A 15,264-nucleotide genomic window follows, 5' to 3' on the forward strand; every position below is an offset into this window, starting at 1 on the left:
GCCGGAGGCGGCGGCACCGGCTGCCGCGTAGTGGTGGAGGAGGGCGTCCAACGGTGGGGGTTCGGGGGTGATGGGGCTCTGCTGCGTCGGCACCAAAGGCGAGCGGGCCCTCCGGCCTCGGACAGCGGTACCGGCCCCGGTGGTGGGGGCGGGCGACGACGGCAGCGGTGGGCGCGGGGCCCGGGCCGCCCGTCGGGTGCGGGCATGCCGGGGCCCGGCCTGGCCGGGGGTCATTCCCGGGGTAGTGGGTGGGGTTCGGGCGGGTGTCCCCGGTCGTGGTGTCCCGGGCGGGCTTCCCTTCCGTTGCGTGCCCGGTGGTGTTGCTGGTGTGTGCGGAGTTCGCGTTGGTATTTGGCCCGGTTGTGGGGGCCGCACAACGGTTGCAGGTTCGCGACCTCGGTGCGTCCTCCCCGGGAGAAGGAGGTGATGTGGTCGGCCTGGCACCAGGTGATCGGCACCTCGCACCCGCCCGGGTGCGCACACGTGGCGTGCCCGTGAAAGGCCGCCGCGCGCTGCCGGGCTGAGGCCAGGCGGCGACTGGGAGCCACGTCCACCACCCGCCCTGTCGGGGGTGCGGTGAGCATCCGCACCACCTCGGAGTCCCCAGCCAGTTCGTGTACCAGCCCGACGGGGATTACCCGGCCGTTCTCGTCCAGAGCGGGGGCTTCCTGGCCTTCGGCGTCCAGGTACGTCTGCACCGGTACCACGATGCGGATCTGCGCCAACGGGGCAGGGGTGTGGGTGCATCCGGTGTGGGTGGTGGCGAAGCGCAGTGCCGCGATGAGCGCGTCATGCTCACGCTGAGACCGCGAACGGGTGTCGTCTTCCCCGGGTGGGGTGGTGAAGGTGTCGATGGCGGCGCGCACGATCAGCGCGTCTCCGGCCCCGCCCCAGGCCTGGAGTTGGTAGCTGCCCTGGAACGTGTCATGCACGACCAGACCACGGGCGGCGTGGGCGGCCTCGTGGTCGCGGTCCAGGCGGTGGGGGTCCAAACGGTAGGCGACCTGGCGGGCCACCGACTGGAGCTGGTTGACCGACAACGCGGGCCGCTCTGCCTTGGCCGCCACCAGAGCCGACTCGAACCCCTGCCGATACTCCCCCTCATCGGGGAAGTGGTCCTCATCCCGGGTCTGGACGGCTTTGTCGGTGACCTTGGCGATCGCCACCGCCTCACCCAGCGCCAGAGTGCCCTCCCCTACCGCCTCGGCGGTGGCGGGCAGGGTCTCCTCGTGCACGTGCTGGGCCAGACGGGCCAAATCCTTGGCCTGACCAGTCGGCACCTTGCACTGGTGAGTGATCCACTTGTCCAGGGTCGAATAGCCGCTGTAGCGGGCCACCTCACCGCGCGCGTACAAACGCGCCATCCGCGCCAGCGCCTGGTAGCGGATCTTCTCCAACTGGTCCCACAGGGCCGCGACTTCCTCGGCGGCGACCTCATCGGCCCCGGGCGGCACCTCGGCATCCCACGCTTGGTCGATGATCTCGCGCGCACCGGCCAGCGCGGCCACACCCGGGGAACAAACCCCGGGGGCCGCGTCGGGCGCCGCAAGCATCATCTCCATACCTCTTATTATAAACCAACAACAGCCATTGCGCCAGAATTCACAGCACCGAATTCACCCACCCTTCCGGATTTCCCCCCACGGGAGGATTGTCCTTCACTGATAAGCCACAATTGGGACAAACCGAAAGGCGCCAGAAAGGGCGCGGGAGAAATGATCACTCGCCGTGGGTGCCACCGTCGCCCACCCCGGCCGTCCCCGAACCCCGGCGTTGGTCGCCCTCCGCCAGTCGCTCCCGCCTTTGGTGCCGCTTTTCGCCGGGGACCCTCGCCACCGCCGGACGCCCACCGTTTCTCGGAGTCCGTTCCACTTCGCGGCAGCAGGTGCGCTTTCGTTGCCGCCAACAACCCCCGTCAAGAGCAGCGCAGGGGAGAGACCCGATGGCGGCCCCTCCCTGCCCCTCAATCCATTACTCCCCTTGAGGTGTCGGGTGTTTGAGGGCACACCAAAATACGCGTGGGTGGGATCCCCCCTATTCCCAGGAAACCATCCCCGCCCCACCCCGGGACACCCCCAACCACCACCTGTGGAAAACCCGGCCGACACCGACACCGACAACAACACCGGGCTAACCCAAATCAGCGCCGGGCTCCCCCGGCATCACGGCAGCACCCCGCCGACGCCGATACCACCCTCACCCAGGTCGGTGCCGAGTTCCTTCAGCACCGCGTCGGCTGCGGCATAGGGGTCCCTGCGCCCCTCCGCCACCTCCTCGGCCAACCCGTCCAGACCGGTGTCGTCGCCCGCCCCGCCCATCCGTGAGCGCAGCAGGTCCAGCACGATCGCCTGCACCTCGTCCCGGGCGCGGGTGCGGCGGCGCCGGGTCAGGTCCCCGCTGGCCTCCAGGTGAGCGAAGTGCTGGTCCATCCGCTCCCACAGCTCGTCGACACCCTCGTCCCTGGAGGCGACGGTCATGACGATCGGCGGCTTCCACTCCTGGTCGGTGCGGTCCTTCATGGCGATCATCTGGCGCAGTTCGCGCAGGGTGGACTTGGCGCCCTCCCGGTCGGCCTTGTTGATCGCGAAGACGTCGGCGACCTCCAGCACGCCCGCCTTGGCGGCCTGCACCGAGTCGCCCATGCCCGGAGCGCACAGCACCACCGTGGTGTCGGCCTGCCCGGCGACCTCCACCTCGGCCTGGCCCACGCCCACCGTCTCCACCAGGATCACGTCGAACCCGGCCGCGTCGAGCACCCGCAGGGCGTGCGGCGTGGCCCAGGACAGCCCGCCCAGGTGCCCGCGGTTGGCCATGGAGCGGATGAACACCCCCGGGTCGGTGGCGTGCTCCTGCATCCGCACGCGGTCGCCGAGCAGGGCGCCGCCGGTGAACGGCGAGGACGGGTCCACGGCCAGCACCGCGACGGTCAACCCCTTCGCCCTGGCCGCGCGCACGACGGCGTTGGTGGTGGTGGACTTGCCCACCCCCGGGGAGCCGGTGAACCCCACCACCCGGGCCCGGCCGGTGTGCGGGGCCAGGCCCGCCATGATCTCGCGCAGGGCCGCGGAACCGTTCTCGACCAGGGTGATCGCGCGGGCCAGCGCCCGGCGGTCACCCTCTCGGACCCGTTCGACCAGTTGGGGGGCGTCCATGAAACTCCTCGGTGTGGGCGGAGCAGGACGGGGCGAGGGCTCGTGGCCCCCGCCCCGCCGGCTGTCAGGTGCGTCGTGTCCCCGGGGCTCTCCCGGGTACACAGTGTCTTCGGGTCGGGTCCCCCGCGCGGTCCGCCACGCGGGCGTTCGGGGATCTCCCGGTGCCCGCGGGCGGCGTCCGCGAGAGGGCCGGCTGTCGTCCGGCGGCCGTGAGGGGTTCGTCCACCGTCCGGCGGCCGGGGCGTCCGGGCCCGCGGCCCGGCTCGGTGTTACTCGGCGGGAACCGTGAACAGCAGGGCGTCGCCCTGGCCGCCGCCGCCGCACAGGGCTGCCGCGCCGAACCCGCCGCCGCGGCGGCGCAGCTCGTGGACCAGGTGCAGGGCGATGCGGGCGCCGGAGGCGCCGATCGGGTGGCCGAGCGCGATGGCGCCGCCGTTGACGTTGACGATGTCCTCCGAGACGCCCAGGTCCCGGGTGGACTGCAGGCCCACCGCGGCGAAGGCCTCGTTGATCTCGATCAGGTCCAGGTCCTCGACCGAGCGGCCCGCCTTGCCCAGCGCGTGCCGGATGGCGTTGGAGGGCTGGGAGTGCAGCGAGTTGTCCGGACCGGCGACGTTGCCGTGCGCGCCGATCTCGGCCAGGACCGGGGCGCCCAGCTCCTCCGCCTTGGCGCGGCTCATCACGACCACCGCGGCGGCGCCGTCGGAGATCTGCGAGGAGGAGCCCGCGGTGATCGTGCCCTCGCCGTCGAAGGCGGGGCGCAGCCGGGCCAGGCTCTCGGCGGTGGTGTCGGCCCGCACGCCCTCGTCCGCGGAGAAGACGACGGGGTCGCCCTTGCGCTGCGGAATCTGGACGGGGACGATCTCGGCGTCGAAGTACCCGGCGGCTGCCGCGGCTGCCGCGCGCTGGTGGGAGCGGGCCGAGAAGGCGTCCTGCTCCTCGCGCCCGATGCCGAGCTTGCCGTTGTGGCGCTCGGTGGAGGCGCCCATGGAGTCGCCCTCGAAGGCGTCGGTCAGGCCGTCGTGCGCGGTCGCGTCCAGGACCTCGACCGACCCGTACTTGTAGCCCTTGCGCGACTTGGGCAGCAGGTGCGGCGCGTTGGTCATGGACTCCATGCCCCCGGCCACCACCACGTCGAACTCGCCCGCGGCGATGAGCTGGTCGGCGAGGGCGATCGCGTCCAGGCCCGACAGACAGACCTTGTTGATCGTCACCGACGGCACGTTCATGGGGATGCCCGCCTTGACGGCGGCCTGGCGGGACGGGATCTGGCCCGCGCCCGCCTGGAGCACCTGTCCCATGACCACGTATCCGACCTGTTCGCCGGAGATGCCCGCGCGTTCCAGCGCGGCCTTGATCGCGAAGCCCCCGAGGTCGGCGGCGGAGAACCCGGCGAGGGAGCCGAGGAGTCTGCCGGTGGGGGTCCGTGCCCCACCGACGATGACGGAACCGGGCATCGTAACTGGCCTCCAAATGCATGGGTGACGCACCTGGTCTGCAACGATACCCACACCGCTGTCAGCGATCCCAGGGAGGTTCACCCCATGAGTGACGCACCGCACTCGGCCAGCGAGTTCACCACCCCGCCTTCCTCCCCATCCACCCCTTCCTCCCACGCCCCTTCTTCTCCCTCCGCTCCTGCGGCTCCGCCCGCACCCGAGACCCCGTCCGCACCTCCCGTCCCGTTCTCGGGCCTGACCCGGCTCGATCACGTGGGCATCGCCTGCCGCGACCTCGACGCCTCGGTGGCCTTCTACAGGTCCACGTACGGGTTCGAGGTGGAGCACGAGGAGGTGAACGAGGAACAGGGCGTGCGCGAGGCCATGCTCCGGGTCAACGGCACCGACGACGGCGGCGCCACCTACCTCCAGCTGCTGGAGCCCACCCGCGCGGACTCACCGGTGGCGAAGTTCCTGGAGCGCAACGGCGAGGGCGTCCACCACGTCGCCTTCGGGACCGCGGACGTGGCCGCCACCGCGGCGGGCGTCGGCGGGAGCGGCGTGCGCGTGCTGGACGCCGAGCCGCGGCGGGGGACGGCCGGGTCGAGGATCGTCTTCCTGCACCCCAAGGACTGCGGCGGCGTGCTCACCGAGCTGGTCCAGAGCCCGGATGGGGCACATGGGGAACTGGATGGGGCCCACGGGGAAAGAGACGACGACCGTCCCGGAATTTCCGGATAGCGTCACGGGGGCGTTCCGGACAAGTCACAGGTTGAACGCCAGTGGCATGGTTAGCCTCAGAGCCCACCGGAAGTTACCCGAAACCCCCTTCCCAGGTGTTCCGCGCTTGATAAAGTCGGCTAGCTGCCGGATGCGCTATTCCGGCTTTGGTCCATGTCTTGCAGTCCGGTAGCCGAGCCGGGTCGGCCGTACCGCCGTGTCAGGTGACGGGGCGCACACGGACGACCTCGGAGGCGGTCAGGGGCTCATCAGCCCGTCGTCACCCGCCCCACCCCCGGCTCGCGCCACCGGACCCGTCCCCGGGGACAGCGCAGCCGCCCTCCCCGCCGTCCCCGGCCCCTTGCAAGTAGCCGTCTCGCACCCGTTCAGGATTCCGCCACATGCCGTCAAACAACATCGACACCCAGCTCAACAACATCTTCGACGATGACAACACCCCGCACGAATTCGACGTGGTGCTGCGTGGGTATGACCGCACCCAGGTGGATGAGTACGCGGCCAGCCTGCGCAACGACCTGAAGCAGTACTCGAAGCAGACCGAGAAGCTCAAGAGCGAGCTCAACGCCAAGAACCGCCAGCTCCAGGAGCGCGAGCGCCCCTCCTACTCCGGCCTGGGCTCGCGTATCGAGGAACTGCTGCGCCTGGCCGAGGAGCAGGCCAACGAGCTGGTCCAGAGCGCGCAGATCGACGCCAACGACATCCGCTCGGCCGCCAAGATCGAGGCCGCCGACATGCGCGCGGCCGCCGAGTCCGAGGCCACCGAGGTGCGCACCCTCGCCCAGCGCGAGGCCGACGAGACCCGCCAGACCGCCGAGTCCGAGGCGGAGGAGATCTCCACCACCGCCCGTCGCGAGGCCGACGAGCTCACCTCGACCACCGAGCGCGAGGTGCAGAAGAAGCGCTCCGCGGTCGACCACGAGATCGCCGAGAAGCGGGCGACCTTCGAGGGCGAGATCGCCAAGCTGCGCACCACCACCGAGCGCGAGTGCGCCCAGGCCCGCGCCGCCGCCAAGCGCGAGCGCGACGAGACCATCCAGTCCGCCAAGAGCCAGGCCGAGGAGCTGCGCAAGAACGCCGAGCGCGCCTACGCCGAGTCCGAGGCCCGTCGCACCGAGGCCGAGGACCAGTTCGAGCTCCAGCTGGCCGACCGCCGTGCCGAGGCCGAGCGCCAGGACGCCGAGCGCCTCGCCGCCGCACAGGCCGCCACGCAGAAGATGGTCAACGAGGCCGAGGAGCGGGCCGCCAGCGCCGAGCAGCGCGCCACCAAGGCGAGCCAGCAGGCCGAGCAGACCCGCCGCGACGCCGAGAACCACGCCAAGCAGCTGGTCGGCAACGCCAAGAAGAACGCCGCCCAGATCGACGCCGAGGCCAAGGCCAAGGCCGAGCACCAGCTCGGGGACGCCAAGTCCGAGGCCAACCGGATCATGACGGCCGCCAAGAAGGAGGTCGACGAGCTCAACCGCCAGCGCGACAGCATCCAGTCGCACCTCCAGCAGCTGCGCCAGCTGCTCGGCGGTGGCGGCCCGGCCGCCCCGGCCCCGGCTCCCGCCGCGCCGGTCGCCCCCGCCCCGGCCCCGGCCGCGATCCCGCAGGAGCCGGCCCCGGCCGCTGAGGAGACCCGGCAGCCGGTGCACTCCGGCAAGGGCGCCGACGACGAGGACTGGTGGCAGGAGTAGGGTTCCGGCCCGCTCCGGGCTGACGCTCCCCCCACACGAGAGGACCCGCCTCCCCCGGCTGTCGCCGGGGAGGGCGGGTCCTTCGCCGTGTCGGATACGGGAGTCGTGCCGGATACGGGGCGGGTGCTCTGCGCGGCGGGCCCGCGGACCGGGTGAGCGGCGGGGAGGGCCGGGCCCGGCGGCACCGGATCGACGGCGGTGGGAGCAGCGACGGATGGGCTGCCCGCGCGGGCCTAACCGAGGGTCTGGACGTCCTTCTCGTACGGGCCGTCCCACTCCACGGGAAGCGGGTGGGCCTCGGGGTTGACCCGCTTGACGATCTCGTCCAGCACTCGGCGCACGTAGGGCTCGCCCACCCACAGGTGCTTGGCGCCCTCCACCCCGACGACCTCGCACTGGGAGAGCGGCTTGAAGCGCTCCCTGGCCTCGTCGGGGCGCAGGTAGTCGTCGTGCTCGGGGACCAGGGCGACCACCGTCTTGCCCGTCCGCGCCCACACCGCCATGTCGGCCTCGTCGGCGCGGTGCAGCGGCGGCGACAGCAGGATCGCGCCCTTGATCTGCGGGTCGGCGCCCCACTTGAGGGCCAGTTCGGTGCCGAACGACCAGCCCAGCAGCCAGGGGTCGGGCAGGCCCTCGAACTCGGTGAACTCGATGGCGGCGAGCACGTCGTGCTTCTCGGTCTCGCCCTCGCCGAACTCGCCCTGGCTGGTGCCGTGCCGCGAGCTGGTGCCGCGGGTGTTGAACCGCAGCACCGCGATGTCGGCCAGCGCGGGGAGCCGGAACGACGCCTTGCGCAGGACGTGGCTGTCCATCATGCCCTCGGCGGTGGGCAGGGGGTGCAGGCACACCAGGGTGGCCTTGGGGTCGCGGCCCTCGGGCAGGGCCAGCTCGCCGACCAGTTCCAGGCCGTCGGCGGTGTGCAGGGTGACGGGTCGTCTCACGGCGGGCAGCACCGTGGTGGCTCGGATCTCCATGGCTCCTCGTGTCCGGGGTAGGTGGCCGGGGCTCAGTAGCGGGGGGCGCGCGGCGCGCGGTGGGAGCGCCGGTCCCAGCAGGAGGAGTGCCAGTGGCGCCGGTCGCCGCCGTCGCCGTAGGGACGCCAGGCCACCACGTGCGCCATGCCGGTCGGGATCTCCTGGGCGCAGCCGGGGCAGCGGTAGACCTTGGTGGCGGCGGCGCCGGGGATGCGGCGCGTCACCCACTCCCCGTCGGGGCCGGTCTCGCGGCGCTGTCCGCCGGTGACGCGCAGCATGAGGGCGTCCTCGTCGTCGGGGGCGCCGCCGGGGGCCTTGCGGCCGCGGGCGGATGTGCGGCGGGGAGAGTTACGGCGCGGGCTCACACCGTCCAGGTTAGAAGAGAACCGGCAGTGGCCGCCGCCACAGGCGCATCGGCGACGGCCCGCTTCGCGGCCCGGCACGGCGAGCGGCCCGGCACGGCGACCGAGACCGTCTCGTCCGCCGTGACGCTTCGATGTCAGGCGGCAGGCCGATGAACCTCTTCGGCCTGCCGCCTGACCTCCGCACCAGCGACCATCCCGTACCCGTAGCTAGCCTCGACCGCCGACATCGGCTACAAGCACAAGATCACCGCAGTCCAGGACCTCACGCATCACACCGGCAACACTTCCGGCAGCCGGTCAGCCGGTCAGCGCGCTAGGCGTGGCAGGCGCAGCCGCCGTGGCCCTCGCCCTCCGGCGCGTCGGGCAGCTGGTCCATCAGCAGCGGGGCGGGCACCGCGATGTTGGTGAGGCCGTACTCGCCCATCGCGACCAGGGTGGTGACCACGGACTCGGCGCCGCGCTCCTCCAGCAGTTCGGTCGGACCCTTGGGGTAGCCGCAGCCGAAGCGCATGGCGGTGTCGACGTCCCTGGCGGAGGCGTAGCCCTCGCCGATCATGCGCAGGGCGTCGTCGATCTGCGGAGCGAGGAGGACCTCGCCCAGGTCCAGGGTCTCCTCCTCCCGGACCATCTGCGCGTAGCGACCGGTGGGGCGGGGCTCGGGGGCCTCGTCGGTGCCCGTGTAGAAGCCCTGGCCGGACTTGCGGCCCAGGCGGCCGGCGGCCACCATGCGGCGCAGCAGCGGCGAGGCCGCGTAGCGCTGGTCGCGGTACTCCTCCCACAGGACGTCCATGACGGCCAGGCAGACGTCGAGGCCGACCATGTCGGCGAGGGTCAGCGGTCCCATGGGCAGGCCCGCGGCCTTCTGCACCGAGGCGTCGATCTCCTCGCGGGTGGCCACCTTGCGCTCGTACAGGCGGATCGCGTCGTTGATGTAGGGCACGAGCAGGGCGTTGGCCACGAACCCGGCGCGGTCGCCGACCGCCACGGGTGTCTTGCCGATGCGCTTGGCGACCTCGGAGACCACGTCGACGGTCTCGGCGCTGGTGGAGACCGTGGTGATGACCTCGACCAGCTTCATGACCGGGGCGGGGTTGAAGAAGTGCAGCCCCACGACTTTGTCCGGTCGGCCGGTGAGCGCGGCGATCTCGGTGACCGACAGCGAGGACGTGTTGGTGGCCAGGATCGTGCCGGGCGGGCAGATCCGGTCCAGGTCCGCGAAGACGTCCCTCTTGACGTCCATCCGTTCGGGGACGGCCTCGACGACGAAGTCCGCGTCGGCGAGGTCCTCGCGCGAGGTGGTGAACGTCAGCCGGGTGTCGATCCCGGTGCGTTCGTCCTCGGTGAGCTTGCCCCTGTCCACCGCCTTCGAGAGGGACCTGTCCACATGGGCGCGGCCGCGGTCGACGGCGGCCTGGTCGATCTCGACCCCGGTGACGTTGAACCCCGCGCGGGCGAACACCTCGGCGATACCCGCGCCCATCGCGCCGAGTCCGACGACACCGACCTTGTCAAATTCCTGCACCATACGCCCAGACTACGGGCCCGACCGAACCGCCCCGCGCACGGGATGCCCGAGTCGGGCACTCGGTGCCACCCGGTGCGGCCGTGCAACGGATGGCGGGGCCGCCGCGCCCCGGCCGTGGTGCGGCGGCCCCGCTCCCTTCCGGGGGGCGGAACCACCTCCGGCAGGCCGCCCCTAGCAGTCGACGAGCTCGGGCGACTGGTTGAGCAGCTGGGCGCGCGGGGAGGTGAACACGGCGTGGGCCTCCTCGGCCCCGGGTGCGAAGAGGGCCACGCGGTGGCAGTTCTGGAAGGCCAGGCGCAGGCCGAAGTGCCGCTCCACCGCGCCGCGCATGGCGTCGCTGGCGAGCAGGCGCAGCAGCTGGCCCCTCTCCCGTTCCCCGGGAGGGGGCGTCTCGTTCGCCTCGAAGCCGGACTCGGCGGTCCGGGCGCCCTCGGCCAGACCGCTGACCACCTCCCAGGCGTAGGGCAGGGAGTCCTTGATGCAGGCGATGAAGTCGGCGTCCTCGACCGGGCCGCGCTTCGCCTTCTCCAGCAGGTCGGGAGAGACCGTCAGCGACATGGAAGTCCCTTCGTCGTCGCGGGCGCGCGGATCCGCGCCCCTGGCGACGTTAGAGGCCCGGCCGCGCCCCGTCATGGGGCCGGGGGGACACACCTGTCTTTCCCCGGAGGCACACCCCTGTGGACACGTCGGCATCGCCGGACGAGGCGGGCAGCCGATACGCGGTTCCGCTCCGCGCGTCCCGCGGAGGCGGTAACGTGACGTTTCGTGCGTCTCGTCATCGCTCGGTGCAGTGTCGACTACGTCGGCCGCCTCACCGCCCACCTGCCCATGGCTCCCCGCCTGATTCTCATCAAGGCCGACGGGAGTGTGTCCATCCACGCCGACGACCGGGCGTTCAAACCGCTGAACTGGATGAACCCGCCCTGCAAACTGCGCGAGGAGACCGTCGCCGACGGACCCGACGTGTGGACGGTCACGCACGGCAAGTCCGGCGAGAAACTGGTGCTGACCGTCGAGGAGGTCATGCACGACTCCTCGCACGAACTGGGCAAGGACCCCGGCCTCCAGAAGGACGGCGTCGAGGCCCACCTCCAGGAACTGCTGGCCGAGCACATCACCACCCTCGGCGACGGCTACACCCTCATCCGCCGCGAGTACCCGACGGCGATCGGCCCGGTGGACATCCTGTGCCGTGACGGCGGCAACGCCACCGTCGCCGTGGAGCTCAAGCGCCGCGGCGACATCGACGGCGTCGAGCAGCTCACCCGCTACCTGGAGCTGCTCAACCGGGACCCGCAGCTCGCGCCGGTGCGCGGCGTGTTCGCCGCCCAGGAGATCAAGCCGCAGGCCCGTGTGCTCGCCGAGGACCGCGGCATCTCCTGCGTGGTGCTGGACTACGACGAGCTGCGGGGTATCGAGCCGGACGTGCTCCGCCTGTTCTGAGCGACCCCCTCTCCGCCTCCCGACGGGCCCCGTACGCGCGCCGCGTGTACGGGGCCCGTCGGCGCTGGGGCCCACCGGATTCCGGTGCGGTTCCGCTGCTCCCCCCTGCCTTGGTCGGGGTGCCGTCCTCCATACGGAGGACACGGGTACGGCCCGGCGGCCGATACCCCGGAGGCCCCGCCCGGGGGAGAGTCGGTGGCATGAGCGAGACAGCGATCGAGGTCCACGGCCTCCGCAAGAAGTACGGCGACGACGAGGCCGTCGCCGGAATCGACCTGAGCGTCCCGCGCGGCGAGGTCTTCTCCCTCCTGGGCCCCAACGGCGCGGGCAAGTCCACCACCGTCGAGATCCTGGAGGGGTTCCGGCGGCGCGACGAGGGCACCGTCCGCGTTCTGGGCGAGGACCCCGGCACCGCGGGGCGCCGGTGGCGCTCGCGCATCGGCGTGGTCTGGCAGGGGGAGGCCATGATTCCCCAACTGTCCGTGCGCGAGGTGGTCCGCCACTTCGCGGGCTACTACCCCGACCCCCGCGACCCCGACGCGGTGGTCGACCTGGTCGGCCTCGGCGAGAAGTCCCGGGCGCGGGTGACGTCCCTGTCCGGCGGGCAGCGCCGCCGCCTGGACGTGGCCCTGGGCATCGTCGGCAGGCCGGAGCTGCTGTTCCTGGACGAACCCACCACCGGGTTCGACCCCAGGGCCCGGCGCGACTTCTGGACGCTGATCGGCGACCTGGCCCGGGGCGGCACCACCATCGTCCTGACCACGCACTACCTGGAGGAGGCCGAGGCGCTCGCCGACCGCGTGTGCGTGATCGCGCGCGGCAGGATACGCGCGCAGGGCTCCCCCTCCACCCTGGGAGGGCGCGCCTCGGCCCAGGCCACCGTCGGCTGGACGGTCGACGGGCAGCGCCGCGAGACCCTCACCGACGAGCCCGCCCGGGTGGTGGGTGAGCTGTCCGCCCTGTTCTCCGGCGAGGTCCCGGGGCTGAGCGTGCACCGCCCCACCCTGGAGGACGTCTACCTCGGCCTGATCAGCGATGGCGGCGAGGACGGCGACGGAAGCGACGACAGGGACGGCCGCGACCGCCCCGCCGAGAGGAAGGTGTCCGCGTGAGCACCGCGACCGAACGCACCCCCGCCGACCCCGCCGTCCCGGCCTCCGCCGGCCGCCTGCCCGGCGCGCTGCGCGTCGGCCTGTCCCGGGGGTGGCTGGAGACCCGCGAGTTCGTGCACGAGTGGGAGAGCGTGATCTTCACCTTCTCCCTGCCCGCGCTGATCCTGGTGATGTTCTCGTCGATCTTCGACGGCATGTTCGACATGGGCATGCCCGCCGTGGACTACTACCTGCCGGGCCTGGTGGCAATGGGCCTGATGTCGGTCAGCTTCCAGCAGCTGGGCCTGAGCATCGCCAACGAGCGCGAGCAGGGCGGCCTGCGCCGCCTGCGCGGCACCCCGATGCCGCCGACCGCCTACTTCGTCGGCAAGACCGTGGTGGTGCTGTTCCTGGCCCTGGGCCAGCTGGTCCTGCTGCTGGGCGTGGCCGTCCTGGCCTTCGGCGCGCGCATGCCCGACGACCCCGCCGCCTGGGCGACGCTGGCGTGGGTGTTCGTGCTGGGCACCGTCTCCTGCTCCCTGCTGGGCATCGCGATCAGCTCCCTGGCGCGCAACGTCCGTTCCGCCTCGGGCATCGTGGTCGTGCCCTTCCTCATCCTCCAGTTCATCTCGGGTATCTTCGTGCCGGTCGTCGCCCTGCCCGACTGGGTGCTCGACGCCGCCGCGCTCTTCCCGCTGATGTGGATGGCGCAGGGCCTGCGCGCGGCGTTCTTCCCCGCCGAGATGGCCGCCCTCGAACCCGGCGGGGCGTGGGACCTGTCCTCGGTCGCCCTCGCGCTGGGCGTGTGGTGTGTGGTGGGCTTGGTGCTGGTACTGCTGACGTTCCGGTGGAAGACGCGGAAGGACGGATGATCACCGTGGCCGCACGGGCTCCGGGGGACGGCCCCGCCCCGACCGCGCCGTCCCCCGAGTCCTGCGGGGCCCCGTCCGGAGAGGAGGAGCGCGACGAACGGCACGCCTGGGACCTGGGCGTGTGGTGGGACGTGTACTTCACCTCCGTGATGGCGGCCATGGCGGTCATCGCGCTGATCACCAGCGACCCCTTCTGGCGGTGGCCGCTCGTGGGCCTCATGGCCGCGGTGACGGCCGTGTACCACCTGTTCGGCAGGCGGCTGATGCTGCGCGAGGAGCGCGTCCGCCCGACGGTCCTCATGGCCGTCCTGCTCGTGCTGTGCCTGCCCGCGGTGACGGTCAACCCCACCCTGACCTTCCTGGTCGTGGCCGTGGCCCCGCTGTGCTTCATGACCGCCTCGATCCCGACCGCCATCTCGACGGTGGGCGCGATCCTGCTGGTCCCGATGCCGCTGCGCGGCCTGCTCGGACTGAGCGAGTGGGACGACGTCACCATCAACGTCCTGATCAACGGCGTGATGGTGGGTTACACGCTGTGGTTCGGCAGCTGGCTGGGGCGGATCATCGACCAGAGCTACGAGCGGTCCGAGCTGATCAGGGAGCTGCGCGAGAGCCGTCTGGAGGTCGCGCGGCTGTCGGAGGAGACCGGGGCCATGGTCGAGCGCGAGCGCCTGGCGCGCGAGATGCACGACACCCTCGCACAGGGCTTCACCAGCATCGTCGCGCTGACCCAGGCCGTGGAGACGGAGATGGACGCCGACCCCGCGCTGGCCCGGCGCCACCTCGCCCTGATGCGCGAGACCGCCGCCGAGAACCTCGCCGAGGCGCGGGCCATGGTGGCCGCCCGCCAGCCGGTGGGCCTGGACAGCCAGACCCTGGAGGCCGCCCTGGACAGGGTCGCCTCCCGCCTGGGCGGCGAACTCGGCGTCCCCGTGGACACCGCGGTGCTCGGCACCCCGGCCACCCTGTCCAACGACCTCCAGATCTGCCTGCTGCGCACCGCGCAGGAGGCCCTGGCCAACGTCCGCAGGCACGCCGGGGCCGGGCACGTGCGGGTGACCCTGGAGTACACGCGGGCCGCCGACGGAAGCCCCGGCCCGGTGGAGCTGTCCGTCACCGACGACGGCGTCGGCTTCGACCCCGGGAGGCCCTCTCCCGGGAACGGGCTGGCGAACATGCGGCACCGGGCGGGCGACGCCGGCGGCGTCCTGGAGGTGGACAGCGCCCCCGGGCGCGGCACCCGCGTCCGGATGTCGCTGCCCCTGCCCCCGAACGTTCCACGAGGTGACGAGGAGTACGCACCGTGATCCGTGTCCTGCTGGTCGACGACCACCCGGTGGTCCGCGAGGGCATCCGCGGCATGCTCGCCGCCGAGGCCGACCTCACCGTCGTGGGCGAGGCCGCCTCCGGCCCCGAGGCGGTCGTGCGGGCGGCCGAACTGGAGCCGGACGTGGTGCTCATGGACCTGCGCATGCCCGGCGGCGACGGGGTGGAGGCCACCGAGCGCATCAGCGCCGAGCGGCCCGGCACGCACGTGCTGGTGCTCACCACCTACGACACCGACGGCGACATCCTGCGCGCGGTGGAGGCGGGCGCCACCGGCTACCTGCTCAAGGACACCCCGCGCGCGGAACTGGCCGAGGCCGTGCGCGCCGCGGCGCGCGGGGAGACCGTCCTGACCGGGCGGCTGGCGGGCAAGCTGTTCACCGGCATGCGCCAGCGCGGCGAGCCCGCCGCCGTCCTGTCGCCCCGCGAGGTGGAGGTGCTGCGCCTGGCGGCCGAGGGGCGCACGAACGCGGCGATCGGACGCGCCCTGCACATCAGCGCGACCACGGTGAAGACCCATCTGATGCGGGTCTACGACAAGCTCGGCGTGAGCGACCGGACGGCCGCGGTGAGCCAGGCGATCCGCCGCGGGCTGCTCCCCGAGGACTGATCCGGGCCCGCGGTCCCGGGTCTCAGGGTCGTCTCGGGGGACCTCCCCGA

Annotated in this window: 14 protein-coding genes; 7 read left to right on the plus strand and 7 right to left on the minus strand. The window is 72.3% G+C overall.

The window, feature by feature from the left end:
* Positions 1-230 precede the first annotated feature (230 nt).
* From HGB44_RS12135 to HGB44_RS12145, 3 genes are all read right to left on the minus strand, one after another.
* On the minus strand, positions 231-1,553 hold the full coding sequence (locus HGB44_RS12135; RefSeq protein ID WP_168444012.1) for an HNH endonuclease signature motif containing protein: 1,323 nt from the start codon (positions 1,551-1,553) through the stop codon (positions 231-233).
* Positions 1,554-2,162: 609 nt separating this feature from the next.
* The gene (meaB, locus tag HGB44_RS12140) at positions 2,163-3,152 is read right to left on the minus strand and encodes a methylmalonyl Co-A mutase-associated GTPase MeaB (protein WP_061078063.1); all 990 of its coding nucleotides are present in this window, start codon (positions 3,150-3,152) and stop codon (positions 2,163-2,165) included.
* Between the two features lie 269 nt (positions 3,153-3,421).
* Entirely contained in the window at positions 3,422-4,609 is a 1,188-nt protein-coding gene (locus tag HGB44_RS12145; protein ID WP_061078064.1) for an acetyl-CoA C-acetyltransferase, read from the minus strand.
* Positions 4,610-4,846: 237 nt separating this feature from the next.
* On the opposite strand from HGB44_RS12145, the gene mce reads away from it, so the two are divergent.
* Together mce and HGB44_RS12155 are read left to right on the plus strand one after the other, a co-directional pair.
* Positions 4,847-5,332, plus strand: coding sequence for a methylmalonyl-CoA epimerase (gene mce / locus HGB44_RS12150; protein ID WP_061078078.1), 486 nt, complete (start codon positions 4,847-4,849; stop codon positions 5,330-5,332).
* Positions 5,333-5,712: 380 nt separating this feature from the next.
* Entirely contained in the window at positions 5,713-7,008 is a 1,296-nt protein-coding gene (locus tag HGB44_RS12155; protein WP_061078065.1) for a DivIVA domain-containing protein, read from the plus strand.
* Positions 7,009-7,241: 233 nt separating this feature from the next.
* Here HGB44_RS12155 and HGB44_RS12160 read toward each other — a convergent pair whose 3' ends face one another.
* The 4 genes from HGB44_RS12160 to HGB44_RS12175 all read right to left on the minus strand — a co-directional run bounded on the left by HGB44_RS12160 (position 7,242) and on the right by HGB44_RS12175 (position 10,430).
* Entirely contained in the window at positions 7,242-7,982 is a 741-nt protein-coding gene (locus tag HGB44_RS12160) for an alpha/beta hydrolase (protein WP_061078066.1), read from the minus strand.
* Between the two features lie 32 nt (positions 7,983-8,014).
* Entirely contained in the window at positions 8,015-8,347 is a 333-nt protein-coding gene (locus HGB44_RS12165; protein WP_190394687.1) for an ATP/GTP-binding protein, read from the minus strand.
* A 313-nt stretch (positions 8,348-8,660) separates the two neighbouring features.
* Positions 8,661-9,872: a 3-hydroxyacyl-CoA dehydrogenase gene (locus HGB44_RS12170; RefSeq protein WP_082768152.1), complete on the minus strand. Its 1,212-nt coding sequence runs from the start codon at positions 9,870-9,872 to the stop codon at positions 8,661-8,663.
* A gap of 171 nt (positions 9,873-10,043) precedes the next feature.
* Positions 10,044-10,430, minus strand: coding sequence for an SCO5389 family protein (locus HGB44_RS12175; protein ID WP_061078068.1), 387 nt, complete (start codon positions 10,428-10,430; stop codon positions 10,044-10,046).
* 207 nt (positions 10,431-10,637) lie between these two features.
* Here HGB44_RS12175 and nucS point away from each other — a divergent pair, with 207 nt between their 5' ends.
* From nucS to HGB44_RS12200, 5 genes are all read left to right on the plus strand, one after another.
* Positions 10,638-11,315, plus strand: a complete 678-nt coding sequence (gene nucS, locus HGB44_RS12180; RefSeq protein ID WP_061078069.1) for an endonuclease NucS — start codon at positions 10,638-10,640, stop codon at positions 11,313-11,315.
* A 200-nt stretch (positions 11,316-11,515) separates the two neighbouring features.
* Positions 11,516-12,427, plus strand: a complete 912-nt coding sequence (locus HGB44_RS12185; RefSeq protein ID WP_061078070.1) for an ABC transporter ATP-binding protein — start codon at positions 11,516-11,518, stop codon at positions 12,425-12,427.
* The gene (locus HGB44_RS12190; RefSeq protein ID WP_061078071.1) at positions 12,424-13,278 is read left to right on the plus strand and encodes an ABC transporter permease; all 855 of its coding nucleotides are present in this window, start codon (positions 12,424-12,426) and stop codon (positions 13,276-13,278) included. Before HGB44_RS12185 ends, HGB44_RS12190 begins: the two co-directional genes overlap by 4 nt.
* On the plus strand, positions 13,275-14,585 hold the full coding sequence (locus HGB44_RS12195; protein WP_082768153.1) for a sensor histidine kinase: 1,311 nt from the start codon (positions 13,275-13,277) through the stop codon (positions 14,583-14,585). Before HGB44_RS12190 ends, HGB44_RS12195 begins: the two co-directional genes overlap by 4 nt.
* On the plus strand, positions 14,582-15,214 hold the full coding sequence (locus HGB44_RS12200; protein WP_061078073.1) for a response regulator: 633 nt from the start codon (positions 14,582-14,584) through the stop codon (positions 15,212-15,214). Before HGB44_RS12195 ends, HGB44_RS12200 begins: the two co-directional genes overlap by 4 nt.
* Positions 15,215-15,264 lie beyond the last annotated feature (50 nt).

Origin of the sequence: Nocardiopsis alborubida (genome assembly GCF_012396365.1) — a bacterium.
Lineage (GTDB): Bacteria > Actinomycetota > Actinomycetes > Streptosporangiales > Streptosporangiaceae > Nocardiopsis > Nocardiopsis alborubida.